This window comes from Xylanimonas sp. McL0601 (assembly GCF_049852175.1).
Lineage (GTDB): Bacteria > Actinomycetota > Actinomycetes > Actinomycetales > Cellulomonadaceae > Xylanimonas.
On the sequence record NZ_CP187527.1, the window covers coordinates 76,079 to 91,748 of the forward strand.

At 75.5% G+C, this 15,670-nt stretch carries 13 protein-coding genes; 9 read left to right on the forward strand and 4 right to left on the reverse strand.

Going from position 1 to position 15,670, the window contains the following annotated elements; all coding sequences use genetic code 11:
• Positions 1-47: 47 nt before the first annotated feature.
• Positions 48-914 carry an alpha/beta fold hydrolase gene (locus ACO4JP_RS00350; protein WP_425955424.1) on the reverse strand — a complete coding sequence of 289 codons (867 nt, stop codon included), beginning with the start codon at positions 912-914 and terminating at the stop codon, positions 48-50.
• Positions 915-1,067: 153 nt separating this feature from the next.
• Between ACO4JP_RS00350 and ACO4JP_RS00355 the strand changes: the two genes are divergently transcribed.
• The 4 genes from ACO4JP_RS00355 to ACO4JP_RS00370 all read left to right on the forward strand — a co-directional run bounded on the left by ACO4JP_RS00355 (position 1,068) and on the right by ACO4JP_RS00370 (position 5,738).
• A complete protein-coding gene (locus ACO4JP_RS00355) occupies positions 1,068-1,367 on the forward strand; it encodes a hypothetical protein (protein ID WP_425955425.1) in 300 nt (99 codons plus the stop codon).
• Between the two features lie 52 nt (positions 1,368-1,419).
• Complete coding sequence (locus ACO4JP_RS00360) at positions 1,420-3,936, forward strand: hypothetical protein (protein ID WP_425955426.1); 2,517 nt, start codon at positions 1,420-1,422, stop codon at positions 3,934-3,936.
• Positions 3,937-4,038: 102 nt separating this feature from the next.
• Entirely contained in the window at positions 4,039-5,328 is a 1,290-nt protein-coding gene (locus ACO4JP_RS00365) for an MFS transporter (protein WP_425955427.1), read from the forward strand.
• Between the two features lie 11 nt (positions 5,329-5,339).
• The gene (locus tag ACO4JP_RS00370) at positions 5,340-5,738 is read left to right on the forward strand and encodes a YchJ family protein (RefSeq protein ID WP_425955428.1); all 399 of its coding nucleotides are present in this window, start codon (positions 5,340-5,342) and stop codon (positions 5,736-5,738) included.
• A gap of 138 nt (positions 5,739-5,876) precedes the next feature.
• On the opposite strand, the gene ACO4JP_RS00375 is transcribed toward ACO4JP_RS00370, so the two are convergent.
• Positions 5,877-9,491, reverse strand: coding sequence for a TM0106 family RecB-like putative nuclease (locus ACO4JP_RS00375; RefSeq protein WP_425955429.1), 3,615 nt, complete (start codon positions 9,489-9,491; stop codon positions 5,877-5,879).
• 159 nt (positions 9,492-9,650) lie between these two features.
• Here ACO4JP_RS00375 and ACO4JP_RS00380 point away from each other — a divergent pair, with 159 nt between their 5' ends.
• Positions 9,651-10,292, forward strand: coding sequence for a histidine phosphatase family protein (locus tag ACO4JP_RS00380; RefSeq protein ID WP_425955430.1), 642 nt, complete (start codon positions 9,651-9,653; stop codon positions 10,290-10,292).
• 65 nt (positions 10,293-10,357) lie between these two features.
• On the opposite strand, the gene ACO4JP_RS00385 is transcribed toward ACO4JP_RS00380, so the two are convergent.
• Entirely contained in the window at positions 10,358-10,822 is a 465-nt protein-coding gene (locus tag ACO4JP_RS00385) for a VanZ family protein (protein WP_425955431.1), read from the reverse strand.
• Between the two features lie 9 nt (positions 10,823-10,831).
• Complete coding sequence (locus ACO4JP_RS00390) at positions 10,832-11,806, reverse strand: AraC family transcriptional regulator (RefSeq protein WP_425955432.1); 975 nt, start codon at positions 11,804-11,806, stop codon at positions 10,832-10,834.
• Between the two features lie 103 nt (positions 11,807-11,909).
• Between ACO4JP_RS00390 and ACO4JP_RS00395 the strand changes: the two genes are divergently transcribed.
• From ACO4JP_RS00395 to ACO4JP_RS00410, 4 genes are all read left to right on the forward strand, one after another.
• Positions 11,910-12,659, forward strand: coding sequence for a class I SAM-dependent methyltransferase (locus ACO4JP_RS00395; protein ID WP_425955433.1), 750 nt, complete (start codon positions 11,910-11,912; stop codon positions 12,657-12,659).
• A 73-nt stretch (positions 12,660-12,732) separates the two neighbouring features.
• The gene (locus ACO4JP_RS00400) at positions 12,733-13,845 is read left to right on the forward strand and encodes a threonine aldolase family protein (protein ID WP_425957021.1); all 1,113 of its coding nucleotides are present in this window, start codon (positions 12,733-12,735) and stop codon (positions 13,843-13,845) included.
• Between the two features lie 65 nt (positions 13,846-13,910).
• Positions 13,911-14,345, forward strand: coding sequence for an SRPBCC family protein (locus ACO4JP_RS00405; protein ID WP_425955434.1), 435 nt, complete (start codon positions 13,911-13,913; stop codon positions 14,343-14,345).
• Positions 14,342-15,631 (forward strand): glycoside hydrolase family 3 N-terminal domain-containing protein, encoded by a 1,290-nt coding sequence (locus tag ACO4JP_RS00410; protein WP_425955435.1) that lies wholly within the window; start codon positions 14,342-14,344, stop codon positions 15,629-15,631. Before ACO4JP_RS00405 ends, ACO4JP_RS00410 begins: the two co-directional genes overlap by 4 nt.
• Positions 15,632-15,670 lie beyond the last annotated feature (39 nt).

Genomic DNA, 15,670 nt, shown 5'->3' on the forward strand with positions numbered 1-15,670 from the left:
CGAGACTGCGGCAGGCTTGCCTGCGAAGCAGTCGGGGCGGACCGTGGTCAGGTCAGCAGCGCCCGCAGCGACGCCGCGAACTCGTCCGGCTTGCCTACCTGGCCGTACTCGCCGGCCATGAACGCGCCATGGTCTCCGGGCATCACGGCGGGTGCGACGTCGAGCTCCTCGGCCAGACCGCGGGCGCCGCGGGCGGCCATCGTCTCGGCGGAGTCCTCCCCGTAGGCCGGGACGATGCGCGTCGCCGCCGCCCGCACCGCATCGAACGCGGGTTCCCAGCGCGGAATCGTCCGCATGTTGATGTCGAGCAGGGGGTCGCCGCGCTTCCCGTCGTCCTCCGCGGGGAGCCCGAACTGCCCGGGGTCGGGAGCGGGCTGGTCGAGGTAGTCGGCGGGGAGCTCGCCCTGCGCCATGACCAGCGCGAGGAACTTGGCCATGCCGGCGCCGAAGCCGTGCGCCTCGTAGGTGTGGAGGATGTCGTCCATCGCCGCCACCAGGACGTCGCGGTCGGGCAGCACCGCCGGCAGCGGGGGCTCGTGCAGCACGGCGAGTGCGAGGTCGTCGGGGAACTGCTGCACCCAGGCAAGGCCGTCGACAGCGCCGCCGCTGCTGCCGAAGAAGTCGTACGGGCCCAGCCCGACGGCCTCGGCGATGGTGTGCAGCGCGGCGCTGCGCGTCATCGGGTCGGGGTACGGGCCGGTGCCGGTCACGGTGCTGCGCTCCATGCCGGGCGGGTCGTAGGTCACCACGGTGCGGTCGGGGAAGTGGCTCACGAGGGTCGTGAAGCCGGCGGCGCCCATGGGGCTGCCGACGACGAACAGCGGGCGGGCTGCGGAGGGCTCGGCGGGCTCGTGGACGTCATACGTGATGACGGCGCCGGGGACGTCGAATGTGACGGTCTTGGTGGCGGGCACGGGAGGCTCCTCAGCTCCTAGGCGGGACGGTGCGTTCGGTGCGGTAGACCCCGCGGGGGCGCGGGACTCATCGTCGCCGCTGCCCCCGACGGCGGTGGGGTGGCCTGTGGATAACCTCGGGCGGCGGGGTCGGCCCGCCGCTACCGTCGCCGCGTGCCACGCCTCGACCTCGACCCCGCGACCTTCGACGCCTGCTCCGCAGCCGCCGGCGACGCCGCGGCGACACTGCATGGCACCGGGGTGCTGGGTGTGCCCGCGTCGGCGGCCGGGGATCCGGTACTCGCGTCCGCGCTCGCCGACCTCGAGCGCGCGTGGGCGCGCGACGTCGCGCTCCTCGAGCAGCAGCTCGGGCAGCTGGTGTCGGCCCTCGGGGAGGCGGGGCGGATCTTCGCCGACGCCGAGGACGGGGCCGCAGCGGTGCTCGCGGCGGCGCTGGGCCGGAGCCCGCGATGAGCCCGGCGGTGCCCCGTCCAGCGCCTCCGGCCACACCCGGGAGGAGCCCGCGATGAGCCCGTCGGCGCCCCTCCCGGCACTCTCCGGCGACCCGGCCGCACTGGACGACGCGGCGCGCCGGCTGGGCGGCCGGGCCGGCACGCTCGACGACGTCGCCGCTCGGCTCGTCGTGGTCCGTGCCGCGCTCGACGACGCCCGCACCTCCGCGTCGACGCTCGCGAGCGGGCGCCTCACCGAGGCCTCCGACGGCGCTCGCGGAACCGCGCAGCTGCTGCACGCCGTCGCGCTGCTGCTCGACGGGTTCGGGCGGCGGCTCGCCGCACTTCAGGCCGCGGCCCGCGCCGCGGCCGAGCGGCACGCGGACGCCGTCGGCCGGCGGGCGCGGTGGGCGGCGCAGGTCGCTCACTTGGAGGCGCAGCAACAAGCCGCCGCGCTCGCCCAGGCCGGGCTGTGGTCACCGCACGCCGCGGCGGCTCACGGTGGCCTTTCCGCGGTGACCGGCTCGGGCTCCGGCATGCCGTCGGCACACTGCGAGCGCGCCCCCGCCGGGACCCACGACTGGCAGCTCGAGCACGCCCGCCGCGAGCGTGACCGTGCGAACGACGACATCACCCAGGCCGCGGCCGCGCACCGCGCCGTCGTCGACGAGCACCGCGCGGACGCCGCGCGCACCGCCACGCAGGTCGGGGCGCTCGCGGACGCGCGCGCGGTGCGGGCCTGGGCGCTCGGGGACCCGTCCGCCACGCTCGCCGCCTTCGGTGCGTCCCGGGACGCTGGGCGGACCGCCGCCGCCGCGGTGACCCGCCTGGCCGGTATCACCGAGCAGGACGCCGCTCACGGGTCCGGGGCGACGGCCGTCGCCGGGCTGCTCCGCACCCTGGAGCGCGCCGGCAACGACCCGGTGTTCTGGTCGGCCTTCTGGGACGCCGTGACGCCCCAAGAGCTCTACCGCGCGGCGGACCGTGCCGTCCCGCTCCCGCTCGCCCGGGGCCTCGGCGGCGGCTCCGAGCGGTGGGTCGCGCTGCTCGGCGCGCTCGCCGCGGGCACCGCGGCCTGGGCACTGGCCCACACGCCCGCCGAACGTCAGGCCTTCGGGCGCCGGCTCGCGGCCCAGCTCCCGGCCGACGCCGGGTCCGCGCCCGAGCTCGCTGCCGCCCTGCTCGGCGCCGTGCCCGAGCCCGGCTGGGCAGGCCCCGGCGTACCGACGACGTCGTCGGGCGCCGCCCCGAGCGCCAGCACCCGCGGCACCACGGCCGCCGACGTCGCGATGGCCGGGATCGCGACGGGCGTGCTCACCGAGCTCGAGGCCGAGCCCGGCCGGTTCGACGCACCACGGGGTCGCGAACAGGAGGCCGCCACGGCACCCCTCGCCGCCGCTGCCCTCGGCAGCCTCGCGCGCGACCCCGCCGCAGCGCTTGCCCACCTTGCCCCGGAGAACCCGCGGGACCTCGATGCTCGCGCCCGCCGCTGGCTCGGGAGCGCCACCTGCTGGCCCGACGGCGGCACGGGCGCCGCGGCGGCGCTCGCGGCAGCGGTCCTGGCGGGGGCGTACTCGCCGTCCACGTCTGAGCAGGCGCGCGCGGCGCAGCTCGCCTCGCGCGCGACCGACGGCATGCCGACCGGCCTGCTCTCGGGTGGCACCGTCCTCGGTGCGCGGGCGCAGCGCGACGTCGCGCGCGCCTACCACCCTTACGTGGGCGTGTTCGGGCAGCTCGCCGAGCGGGTGGACGCCGCCGGAGTGATCGCCGTCCCGCGCCCCGTCGACCGGCCCGCCGCGGGCGACCGGCCCGCCGCGGGCGACCGGCCCGGGACTCAGCCTGACGAGCCCCTCGCGGACGGCTTCGGCGCGATGCCCCAGCCGGTGCAGGCCGACCTCGACCCGTTCCGGCTGCGCGAGGTCGTCTCCCGGACCTCGACGACCCCCGAGGGCGCCGCCGCCTGGCTCACCGATGCGGCCGACCACCAGGCCGACGTGCTCGACTACGTGCTCCCGGCAGACGGCGGCGCGGCGCCGGCGTCGAGCGGGATCCGCACCGAGGCGGACCTGCAGTCGGTCCTCCGCGAGACGCTCTCGGACGCCGGAGTGATCGCGGGCGGCCTGCAGGTAGGGCAGGTGCGGCGGGCGCAGCTCATGGAGGCCCAGCGACAGGCGGTGATCGACACCGCAGCGACGGTGATCAGCCCGCCCGTCGGCGGCCTGGCTACGCGGGCCGTGCTGCGCATCGGCGCCCGTGCCACCGTGCACGCCCTCCCCCGCCTCGCCGACGAGGGCGTCAAGCTCGCCGCCGACACGGGCGTGACCCACACCGCCGACGCCGTCAAGGGCGGGATGTTCCACGAGGTCGAGGCCGCGCGCCACCAGGTCGCCGTCGCGGAGCCGGTGCTACGCGACGGGTTCGCGACCGCGGGGCTGGAGGCCGCCGAGCGATGGTCGCTCGCCCGCGGCGACACTGCCGCGGAGGCCGCCGCGACGTGGAGGCAGCTCGAGCCGGACAACCTCGAGACAGTTCGCGCCTTCGGCTACGCGTACCGGCAGGCTGCGGACCCGGCGACCGGGAAGGCCCACTAGAATCGATTCGATTCTCTGCAGTCCTCGCGCCTGCGGGTCGCGTCCCCCACCGTCCGCCGTCTGCGCGGGCGCCATCCGCCGCCCGGAGGCACCCTCGTGACCGTGACCACCTCGCAGGGCACGCCCACGCCCGCCGGACCGCCGCCCGGCGGCGGCGCGACGCCCGGCGCCCGCCTCGGCGCCGACGGTGACCCTGGCATCGTCGACCAGCGGCGCGCGATGGTCATCCTCGTCGCGATGGCGGTCTCGACGTTCCTGTTCGTGCTGGTCGAGGGCCTCCCGGCCGGCCTGCTCACGCTCATGGCGCCGGACCTCGGAACGACGACGTCGCGGATCGGCCTGCTCGTCACCGGCTACGCCCTCGTGGTGCTGATCGCCACGGTGCCGCTGGCCCACTGGACCAAGCACATCCCGCGGCGCTGGGTGCTCGCCGCCACGGTGGGGCTGGCCGCCGTCACGACCTTCTGGGCCGGCGTCGCCGACAGCTACGAGTCGCTCTTCGCCGCACGACTGGTCACCGCGCTCGCGCAGTCGCTGTTCTGGGTGGCGGTGATCCCCGGCACCACCGGCCTGTTCCCGCCGCGCGTTCGCGGACGGGTCATGGCGCGCCTCGCGCTCGGAAACTCGCTCGCGCCGTTGCTGGGCCTGCCCGCCGGCACGTGGCTCGGCGAGCACACCTCCTGGCGGGCCGCGTTCTGGGCGGTCGCTGCGCTGTCCACGCTGATCTTCGTCGTCGTCATCGTGCTCTTCCCGACGGTGAAGCCGTCCGAGGGCGGCGCCTCGCGCGCGCCCTTCCCGAGCCGACGCCGGCTGACGTTCCAGCTGGTCACGACGGCGCTGATCGTCACTGGCGCGCTCGGGCTCATCACGTTCGTGACCCAGCTGCTGCAGGACGTCGCCGGTTACGCGCGATCCGACATGCCGTGGCTGCTGGCGATCCAGGGCGCGGCCGGCGTCGTGGGTGCGCTCGTGGTCGGGCGGTTCCTCGACCGGCACTCGTGGGGGTCGCTCGTCACGGCGATCACGATCGTCGTCGTCGCCCAGGTGCTGCTGTTCGCGTTCAGCCCCAACCACGTCGTCGCGATCCTCGGGCTCATCCTGTTCGGCGGGGCGTTCGCCACCGTGCCGCCCGCGCTCTCGCACCGCGTGATGCTCGTGGCGCCGGGCTCCACGGACATGGGCGTCGCGATGTCGTCGTCGATCTTCAACCTCGGCATCGCGGCCGGCTCGGGCGTGGGCGCCGTCCTCACGGCCTCGGTCGGCGTCCGCGCGGTCCCCTTGGTCGGTGCCGGCCTGGCCCTGCTCGCGCTGGTGTCGGCGGTCGCGGAGAACCGCTTCAACCCGCCGCTCCCGTCGCACCGTCACGACGTCGACCTGGTTCTCGAGGCCTGAGGAGGCTGGACATGATCACCGACGGCGAGCGGTGCCCCTGCCTGTCCGGGCTCACCTTCGGCGAGTGCTGCGCACCGATCCACCGCGGCGAGCGCGTCGCTGCGACCGCCGAGGTTCTGATGCGATCGCGCTACAGCGCGTTCGCCGTCGGCGACGCCGGCTGGCTGCGCGCGTCGTGGCACACCAGCACCCGCCCGCCGTCACTGAACCTGGACGACGACGTCGTCTGGCGCCGCCTCGACATCCTCGCCACCCGCGCCGGCGGGCCGTTCGACGACGCGGGTGAGGTCGAGTTCGCGGCATCCTGGCGCAACCCGGCGACGGGCGAGCGCGGCAGCCTCCACGAGCGCAGCCGCTTCGTCCGCGAGCAGGGCCGCTGGTTCTACGTGGACGGCGACGTGGAGGCCTGAGCAGGACGTCGTGGTTGGTCGCTCCCGTACGGCCCGGGATCACCACGACACGGCGCTCGACCGTCTGGAGCAGGTCATCGAGCGCGGGCCCGCCGACGGGACGTTCAGGCAGGACGTCCCGCTCGAATGGCTCGCCGGTCACACGCCGACGAGCCGCGTGAACGCGCTGAGCTGGGCCAGGGCGGCGGGCGTGGCGGGCAGGTGGTCGAGCAGGCCCGGGCTCCACACCAGCCACGCGGCCCACTGCGCGCGCGAGATCGCGACGTTGAGCCGGTTCTTCATCAGCAGGAACTCCATGCCGCGCGGCACCTCGTCGGCGTCGGACGCGGCCATGCTGACGATCGCGACGACGGCCTCCTGCCCCTGGAACTTGTCCACCGTGCCCACCCGCGCCTCGGTCAGCCCGGCGGCGTCGAGCGCCGCCCGGACGCACAGCACCTGCGCGTTGTAGGGCGTCACCACGACCACGTCCGACGCCGTCAGCGTGCGCACGCCGTCGTCGGTCCACGCGCTCCACGACCGCCCGACGAGCGACGCGACGATCGCGGCCACCTCGGCCGCCTCCTCGGGCGACTCGGTCGACCGTCCCGCGTGGCGCACCGGGCGCACGTGCAGGCCGGGCTCGACGCCGTCGAGCGAGCGCGACGACGCCGTCGGGTGCGAGTGCAGCCGGCCCTCGTACGACAGCTCAGAGACCGGGAGCGACACGGCCGGGTGCATGCGCCGGCTCGCGGCGAGGAAGTAGCCGAGCTCGGGTGGCAGCACGTCATGACCGTCGGCGACCCAGCCGAGCGCAGAGGTGTCGACGGGCTCGGGGTGCGTGCCCTGCGACACCTGCGGAAGCTGCTGCGGGTCGCCGAGCAGCAGCAGGTTCCGCGCCGCGACCGACGCCGCGATCGTCGTGCCCAGCGAGTACTGGCCCGCCTCGTCGACCACGAGCAGGTCCAGCGAGCGGCGCGGCACGCGGTCGGGGTTCGAGAAGTCCCAGGCGGTGCCGCCCAGCACGAACCCGCTGGTCGCGCGCTCGCCGGCGAACGCCGCGTACTGCTTGCGGGGGACGACCGTGAAGCAGACGTCGGCCTCGGGGTCGCAGGGGTCCTTGCCCACGAGGTCAGGGTCGAGTCCCGCTCCCACGATGCCGTCGAGCACGTTCTCGACCACGGCGTGCGACTGCGCCACGACGCCGACCCGCCAGTGGTGCCGCTCCACGAGGGTGCGGATCACGCGCGCGGCCAGGTACGTCTTGCCGGTGCCTGGCGGTCCCTGGACGGCGAGGTACGAGTCGTCGAGGTCGAGCACGCTCGCGGTGACGGCTGCGAGGTGGTCGCCCTCGCCGTCGGGCCCGAGGCGCACCGGCGCGAGGCCGCCCGAGCGGGTGCGCGGCGGGGTCCGGCGCAGCACGTCGACGACGGCGTCACGGGGCCAGGCGCCCCCAGGCTCCGCCACCAGAGCCTGGGCGGACTCTGCGGAGTCAGCCAGCACGGCCGCCCACTCGGCGATCGCCGTCACCTGGGTGCCCGGGTTGGGCGGGGGTCCCGGCGTCAGCGCGCTCGGCAGCATCGCGTGCGGGTCCGCGTCCGCGGGGAGCGTCTCCTCGACCAGCACCGTCGCGTCGTCGACCAGCTCCACCACCCGCACGGTGCGCGCCGACCGCGCGCCCGGGTCCGCCGTCGAGCTCGGGTAGGGCCCGGGGAACTCGTACAGCAGGTAGGCGCCCGCCTGGTCGCCCGCCGAGGGCCGGCTCCCGGGCCCCCACTCGCCGCGAAGCTCGAGCAGGCGGCGGTCGGTGCGCTGCTTTCCCTCCCGGAACCAGTCGCGCACCACGTGCGCGCGGTCGATGAGCATCACGTCGCGGGTGTCCGCCCAGTCCGCGAGCGGCTCGACGAGCCGCGAGAAGTGCCCCCACCAGAACGACTTCTGCTCCCGGCGGTGGTAGTCGATCGCCGCCGCAGCGAGGCCCAGTGCGCGCTGTTCCGCGGTGCGGTCGGGGTCGAGCGGGTCGCCGGCCAGCGCCGCGAGCCGGGCGGAGAGCGGCGACTCCTCGACCTCGGACGTGGGCGCCGGATCGGCCTCGCCCGACGGTTCGACGCCGCGCTGCCGCCCGAGCCCGACCAGCCAGTCGCGCAGCGCGAGCGTCGAGCGGCAGTCGTAGGCGTTGTAGTCGGCGATGGCGTCGAGCATCTTCTGCCCCTGCGCCTCGTAGCCGCGGACGATCGCGTCGCGCGCCGCCGCGTACTCGCCGATCGACGCTGCCGCCGTCTGCACGTCCCCCGCCCGCAGGTCGTCGCCCATGTACAGCGGCTCGAGCTTCTTGATCGAGTACGACCGGCTGCCCACCCGCACCGACCGCTTGACCACCGGGTACAGGTCCACGAGCACGTGCTCGCGCAGCAGCTGGTCCACCTCGTGCTCGCCGACGCCGTGCCGGGCCGCGAGCGCGAGCAGGTGGGTCCGCTCGTACGCCGCGTAGTGGTAGACGTGCAGGCCGGGGTGCCGGCGACGGCGCTCGCGCAGATAGTCGAGGAACCCGAGGAGGGCCTCCTTCTCCTGGGCGAACGAGTGCGCCCACCAGGCCCGGAACGTCCCGTCCACCTCGACGAGCCCGAAGAGGTAGTCGAGTCCCCACCGGGTCCCGTCGCCCTCGGTGTGGAGCGGGTCGCCCTCGAAGTCGAAGAAGATGTCCCCGTCGTCGGGGGGCGGGATCACGGCGAGCGCCGACGCGTCGACGACGCTCACCACCGGGACGTGCACGCCTGCGGTGGCGTCGCCCGGCGCCCCACCGTGCGCAGCGTCCGCCTCGGACGCGAGCTGCAGCGCGGCCTGGTCCCGCAGCCCGGCGAGCGTCGACGTGCCGATGCCCTCGACCGGGGCCGACGACGCCGCGAGCGCGTCGATCGTTCGTACGCCCGCAGCGGCGAGGCGGGCGCGCTGGCTCAGCCGCAGCCCGGCGACCAGCAGGACGTCGCGGTGGGCGGTCGCCTCGGCGTCGCACACCGGGCACCGGCCGCAGACGGCCCAGCGCGGGTCGTCCCACGCGGCAGGCCCGGTCTCTGCGAGGTGCGTGGCGACGAGCCGCTCGAGGTGCGCCCGGCGCAGGCGGTACACAGGCTCGACGTCGACGAGCCGGTGCGTGCTCACCGTGCCGTCGCCCAGGATCAGGTCGAGCTCGTCGTCGAGCGGGACGCCGAGCGCGCGGAGCCGGCCGGCGTACGCGGCGAGCTGCAGCAGCGCGGTCACCCGCGCGTGCCGCGCGAGCTTGGTGTCCTGGATCCGGTACCTGCCGTCCGCCTGCCGCACCACGAAGTCCGCGAACCCGACGAAGCCCGGGTGCGTGACGCCGTCGGGCCCCACCGCGGCCGGCTCGGCGAGCATCGCCTGGTAGACGACGTCCGCGCCCTCGTCGAACGCCGCGCGCGTGGCCGCGAGCGCCGCGGCGACCGCGTCGGGGTCGCGCAGCGAGGGCCGGTCGACGGCGACGACGCCGCCGCGCCGGCCTGAGACGCCGGGCGGGCGGGCGACGTCGTCGGCGACCGTGCGTGCCGCGCCGAACCGTTCCTCGTAGGCGGCCAGCACCCGCAGCTCGTGATCCTCGCCGAGCGCGGCGGTGCGGGCGAGCATCGGGTCTTCCTCGAGGGCCTCCGCCTGGAGGCGGCCGAGGCGGACGTCGAGCGTGCGCAGGAACGCGAGCTCGCACACCGCGGCGGAGGTGAGGTCGCTCGCGGACAGGACGAGGTCGTCACCGATCAGGTACATGCGGCTCCCTCCCCCCGCCGGAGCGGTCTCGACAGGCTCGACCACCGTGTGCTCGACCGTGCGTGGCGAGTATTCGCGTCGAGGCCACCCGCTGGTCGCCCTCGCGCCACCTTCGCATGCGTACCGTTGGAAGCACGGACAACTCTCGAAGGGACCACGATGACCTTCACCCTCACGCTCGTACGCCACGGACAGACCCACTTCAACGCCCGCGCGATCCTGCAGGGATCCTCCAACTCGCCCCTGACACGCGCGGGCCGCGAGGGCGTGCGGACGACGGCGCGGCACCTGGCCGCGTCGACGTTCACGGCGGCGTACTCCTCGCCGTCGGGCCGCGCGGTGACGACGGCGGTCGAGATCCTGCGCCACCACGACGGGCTCCGCCTGCAGGTCGACGCGGACCTGCGCGAGTACGACTTCGGCTCGTTCGAGCGCCGTCCCGAGCGGCAGCTCGAGGCCGTGGAGCCCTGGGCGGCGCTGATCCCGGCGGTGCTCGCGGGCCGTCACCCTGGCCTGCCGGACGGTGAGTCGGGCGCCGCCTTCATGGCACGCGTCGCCGCCACGTTCGACCGCATCGCCGCCGCGCACCCCGAGGGCGAGGTGCTCGTCGTCGGGCACGGGCTCGCCCTGGGCGCCTACCTGTGGACGCTGCAGCTGGGGCCGCTGGTCCCCCTGCCCAACGCGTCGGTGTCGACGGTCCGCATCACTGACGGTGTGCCTGAGCTGGTCGAGGTCGGCCTCGACGTCGCGGGCCACGGCCGCCTGTCCGCCCGGCCGGCACCTGCGCCGCTCCCGGCCTGACGACGGCGCTTCTGCGCGAGGGCGGGCCCTGACGTGCGGAGGCCGGGCGCCCCGGCAGCATCTACTTAACCGCGCGGCGCCCGCGGGGCGTCCGCGCCCGTCGGGAGCCGGGTGGCCAGCCCGCTGCCGAGAACGGCGACCCCGCACGCCGCCCCGAGCAGGGCGCCGGCCCCATTGAGCAGCACGTCCTGGACGGTCGAGACCCGGCCGGGGATCGCGAGCTGCGCCGTCTCGATGAGCGCCGACAGCGCGAACCCTGCGGCCGTCACCGTGAGCGCGACGGCCGGCATCGACCACCGCGGTCGGGCGTCCGCGAGCAGCAGCACGCCGAGCACGCCGAACGGCAGGAACATCACGAGGTTCGAGGCCGCCTCGAGGAACGTCACGTCGATGTGGATCCCCAGGCCGGCCAGGAAGTGCACGACCGCGGTCGCCCACCCGGGCACCGCGGTGGTGTCGAGCTGCGGCCACAGCGTCAGCGCCAGCACGGCCGCGAGATACAGAAGGAACAGCCACCTCAGCCAGCGCACGGGGTCACCCTACGCACGCCCGCTCGCTCGGGTGCCCTGCCGCCACCGCAGCGGCGTCATGCCGTGCCACGTCCGGAACCGCCGGGTCAGGTAGGCGGCGTCCCGGAAGCCGGTCCGGGCAGCAATCGCCGCGAGCGGCAGGTCGGTCTCCGCGAGCAGGCGCCGCGCCTCGGACATGCGCCGCTCGGTGAGCCAGTCGAGCACCGTGCGGCCGGTGCGCTCGCGCATCACGGTGGTCAGGTGCCCGGCGGTGTAGCCGAGCTCGCGCGCCACGGACGCCGTCGACACCGGCTCGGCGAACCGCGCCTCGACGACGGCGAGCACGCGCTGCACCAACGGGTCCGCCCCGGCCGCCGCGCCGTCGCCCTCGACCGCGTCCTCGCGGACCAGCCGGGCCAGGTCCACCAGCAGTCGCGTGAGCAGCGCCTGAGCGGCGGCGTCGGCGCCCAGCCGTGACGGGTCCGCGGTCTCGGCGTGCAGCTCCGCGAGCAGGTCCAGCCACGCCCCGCGGCGCGGCTCCGGCACCGGCAGGCTCCGGACGCCGTCGAACGCGGCGAGCAGCGGGTGGCCGCCCCACGCGACGGGCGGCACGCCCGCGAGCGTCGGCACGGCGTCGGGCACGAACGACACGGCCCACGCGCGGCTCTCGTGCGGCTGCTCGTCCCCCACGCCGATGACGTGCCCTGGCGGCACGGTGACGACCTCGCCGGCACGCAGCGGCCGCACGGCGCCGTCGATCCGCACGTCACCGCCACCGTGCTCGACGTAGACGAGCACGTGGAAGTCGTGGGCGTGGCGGTGATCGGCGGGCAGCCGGCCCTCGACGTGCGTGCCGTCGAAGCGGATCACCCAGACGGACGGCCGGCCGGGGGCGCCGTCGAACCGGTAGACGGGGGTGCCGTCGGCGCGCACGGTCCGCAGACGGGCGCGCGGGCCCGGCAGCCGCGGGCGCAGCGAGCCGACGCCTCCCGACGAACGTGCCATCCTCACCGACTTCCGTCCTGCCCGGCAGGTGCCGGGCGCCGCAGGCTGGTCGCAGACGCCCATCCGGGTCTATCAAACCTGAGGGCACGAGGGAAGGACGACCATGAGCGACACCACCAGCCCCACCCGCGAGGTCCGGCTTGTCGACGACGCCACGGCGGGCGACCGCGAGTTCATCCCTGGCTCGGGCAAGGCGAGCCTCATGTGGAGCTACGACCTGATGACCGCCGCAATGGGGATCGGCAAGCACCTCGACCGGCTCGTCGAGGTCGCGGAGATCCACCCCGGCCAGCGCGTGCTCGAGATCGGGTGCGGCACGGGCAACCTCGCCCTGCGCGCGGCAGCCGCAGGCGCCGTCGTGACGGGCCTCGACCCCGATTGGGGCGCGCTCGCCCGCGCGGCCCGCAAGGCCCGGCGGCGCCGGCTGGGCGTCACGCTCGTGCGCGGGTACGCGGACCACCTGCCTGCCGAGGACGCGAGCGTCGACCACGTGATCAGCTCGTTCGCGCTGCACCACATCCCGACCGACCAGAAGCAGGCGATGGCGGCCGAGCTGCTGCGCGTGCTGCGGCCGGGCGGCACGGTCACGATCCTGGACTTCGCGGACAGCTCTACCCCCGACGCCGGGTCGTACGGCCACGAGCACGGCCGCTCCCACAAGCACGGCGGCGGGGGCGGCCGGCTCGCCCGGCGGCGGACGCAGGCGGCCTACGTGGCCGACAACCTCGACCACGGCATCGCCCGCCTGCTCGAGGGTGCGGGCCTGACCGACACCCGCGAGCGCGCGGCCACGGCCGTGCTGCACCGCGTCCCCGTGGCGTATGTGCAGGCCCGCCGGCCCGAGCACCCTTAGCGGCCGCGGCGCCCGTCACGGCGCGCCCGGCGACCCCGGGCGCGCGGGTCCCCGGGCCTACGCTGGCCCCGTGCTGCCTCCGTTCGGCTCCGACAACTACGCCCCCACGCACCCCGAGGTGCTCGCCGCGATCGCCGCGGCCGACCACGGTTACGCCGTCGCGTACGGCGACGACCCGTGGACGGCCCGCCTCGCGGACCGGGTCCGGGAGCTGTTCGGCGCGGGCGCCACGGCGTTCCCCGTGCTCAACGGCACGGGCGCGAACGTCATCTCCCTCATGGCGACGACGTCACGCTGGGCCGGGGTGGTCGCCTCCGACGTCGCGCACGTCAACACGGACGAGAACGGCGCGCCCGAGCGCGTCGGCGGCCTCAAGCTCCTCACGCGCCACGCGACGGACGGCCGGATCACGGTCGCCGACGTCGAGGCGTGGGCCGGCGAGCTCGGCGACGTGCACCGCGCACAGCCTGCGGTCCTGACGCTCACGCAGGCGACGGAGCTCGGCACGGTGTACCGCGTCGAGGAGCTGCGCGCGCTGGTCGAGGCCGCGCACGCGCTCGGGCTCGCCGTGCACGTCGACGGGTCCCGGCTCGCCAACGCCGCGGCGTTCCTCGGGGTCGAGCTGCGGGCGCTGACCACCGACGTCGGCGTGGACATCGTCTCGCTGGGCGCCGCGAAGAACGGCGGGATGCTCGGCGAGGCCGTCGTGGTGCTCGGGCCCGACGACGCCCCGACCCCGGGCGCGGCGGCGGCTCGCCGGGCCGCGGCCGAGGCCGTCCCGTTCCTGCGCAAGTCGACCATGCAGCTCGCCTCGAAGACCCGGTACGTCAGCGCCCAGCTGCTGGCCATGCTGGACGTGGACCCGACGGGCGCGACCAGCGGTGGTGAGGCCCGGCCGCTGTGGTGGCGCAACGCCTCCGCCGCGAACGCCGCCGCGGCCCGCCTGCGGGCCGGTGTAGAGGCCCTCGGCACCGACGCCGTCCGCGTCACGCGCCCCACCGAGGCCAACGCCGTCTTCGCCACGCTCCCCCGTGCCGCCGCGGACAGGCTGCGCACCCAGACCCGCTTCTACGACTGGGCCGACGGCGAGACCCCCGACCGCGTCGAGGTGCGCTGGATGTGCAGCTGGGCCACCACCGAGGCGGACGTCGACGGCTTCGTCAGGGCGCTGGCCGAGTCGCTCTGACGGGATCCGTGAGACGCCTCAGGCTCTGTTTCGCCCTCCGCGGCACCCGGCGCTAGGTTCGCCCCATGAGCAGCGAAGCCCACACCGCGTCCGCCTCGACCTTCGTCGCCGAGCCGCCCGAGCGGGTCTGGGCCGAGCTCCTGCACCCCGGCGCCCGCTGGATGCTGGGCGCCAACATCGAGACCGACTTCCAGGTCGGCAGCCCCGTCACGTTCGAGGGCCACTTCTTCGGCCGCCAGTTCGCGGACCACGGCACGGTGCTCGCCTTCGAGCGTCTGCGCCTCATGCACTTCACGCACTTCTCGCCGCTGTCCGGCCTCGAGGACGTGCCCGAGAACTACCACGACATCCGCATCACGCTCGAGCCCGTCGACGGCGGCACGCGCATCCTCGTCGTGCAGCAGAACATCGACACCGCGGAGCACGCGAAGCACAGCGAGGAGCAGTGGACGCAGGCCCTGACGTCCCTCGCGCACAGCCAGGGTGCGCGCCGGCGTTGATCCCTGACACCCGCGCCGGCACGACGGCGGTCGCCGTCGTGCTGTCGCTCGCCCTCGTGACGCTCGCCGCCGGGTGCACCGGGGGCTCGGCCCCGTCCCCGTCCCCAGCGCCGCCGGTCCGTGCGGCGTCGCCGACGCCGTCGCCCTCCCCGAGCGGCCCGAGCAGCCCGACGGCGTCCCCCTCGCCGACGTCGGCAGCGCCGTCGGCCAGCCCCAGGCCGACCCCGACACCCACCCCGACGCCGACCGCGACGCACACCGCGTCGGGCAGCGACCCTGTGGCGGACTGGACCCTGGAGCAGAAGGTGGGCCAGCTGGTCATGGTGGGCATGCCGCTCGCCGGCTCGCGCGCGACGACGGCCGCCCTGGTCTCGCAACGGCACGTGGGCGGGGTGTTCCTCCACGGCCGGACGGACGCCGGCGTCGTGCGAGTCCGCAACCTGGTCGACGCCTACCAGCGGATCGACCACGACCCGACACCGCTGCTGGTCGCCACCGACCAGGAGGGTGGCCAGGTCCAGACGCTGCGCGGGCCGGGCTTCTCGACCATCCCTCCGGCCACCGAGCAGGTGAAGCTGCCGAACCTCGAGGCGAACGCCGCGACGTGGGGCCGCGAGCTGGTGGCGGCCGGGGTCGACGTCGACCTCGCGCCCGTCGCGGACCTCGTGCCGCCCGAGCTCGCGAGCGCGAACGCTCCCGTCGGCCACTTCCAGCGCAACTACGGCTTCACCGCGCCGGACGTCGTCGCCGGCGCGAGCGCGTTCGCCGACGGCATGCGCGCCGCCGGGGTCACGCCCACGATCAAGCACTTCCCGGGCCTCGGCCGCGTCACGGAGAACACCGACACGACGGCCGGCGTCACCGACGACGTGACGACGGCCGACGACGCGTCGGTCGGCGTGTTCCGCGACGTGCTCGCCCAGACGGCCTCGGGCTCGGGGCCGAGCCCGTGGGTGATGGTCTCGACGGCGATCTACTCCCGGATCGACGCGGAGCGTCCCGGGGCGTTCTCCCCCGCGGTGGTGGGTCTCCTCCGCGAGAGGGTCGGGTACCACGGCGTCGTGGTCACCGACGACGTCTCGGCCGCCAAGCAGGTCCAGGCGTGGTCGCCCGGCGAGCGCGCCGTGCTGGCGGTCGACGCCGGCTGCGACATCGTGCTGGCGAGCGCCGACCCGTCGACGGCGAACGCGATGCTCGACGCCCTGCTGGCGAAGGCGAAGTCGGACCCGGCCTTCGCCGCCAAGGTGGACGCCGCGGCAGCCCGCGTGGTGGCGGCCAAGGGCTGACCCGCGCCCGGACGGACGAAGGACCCGCGGCACGCCCTG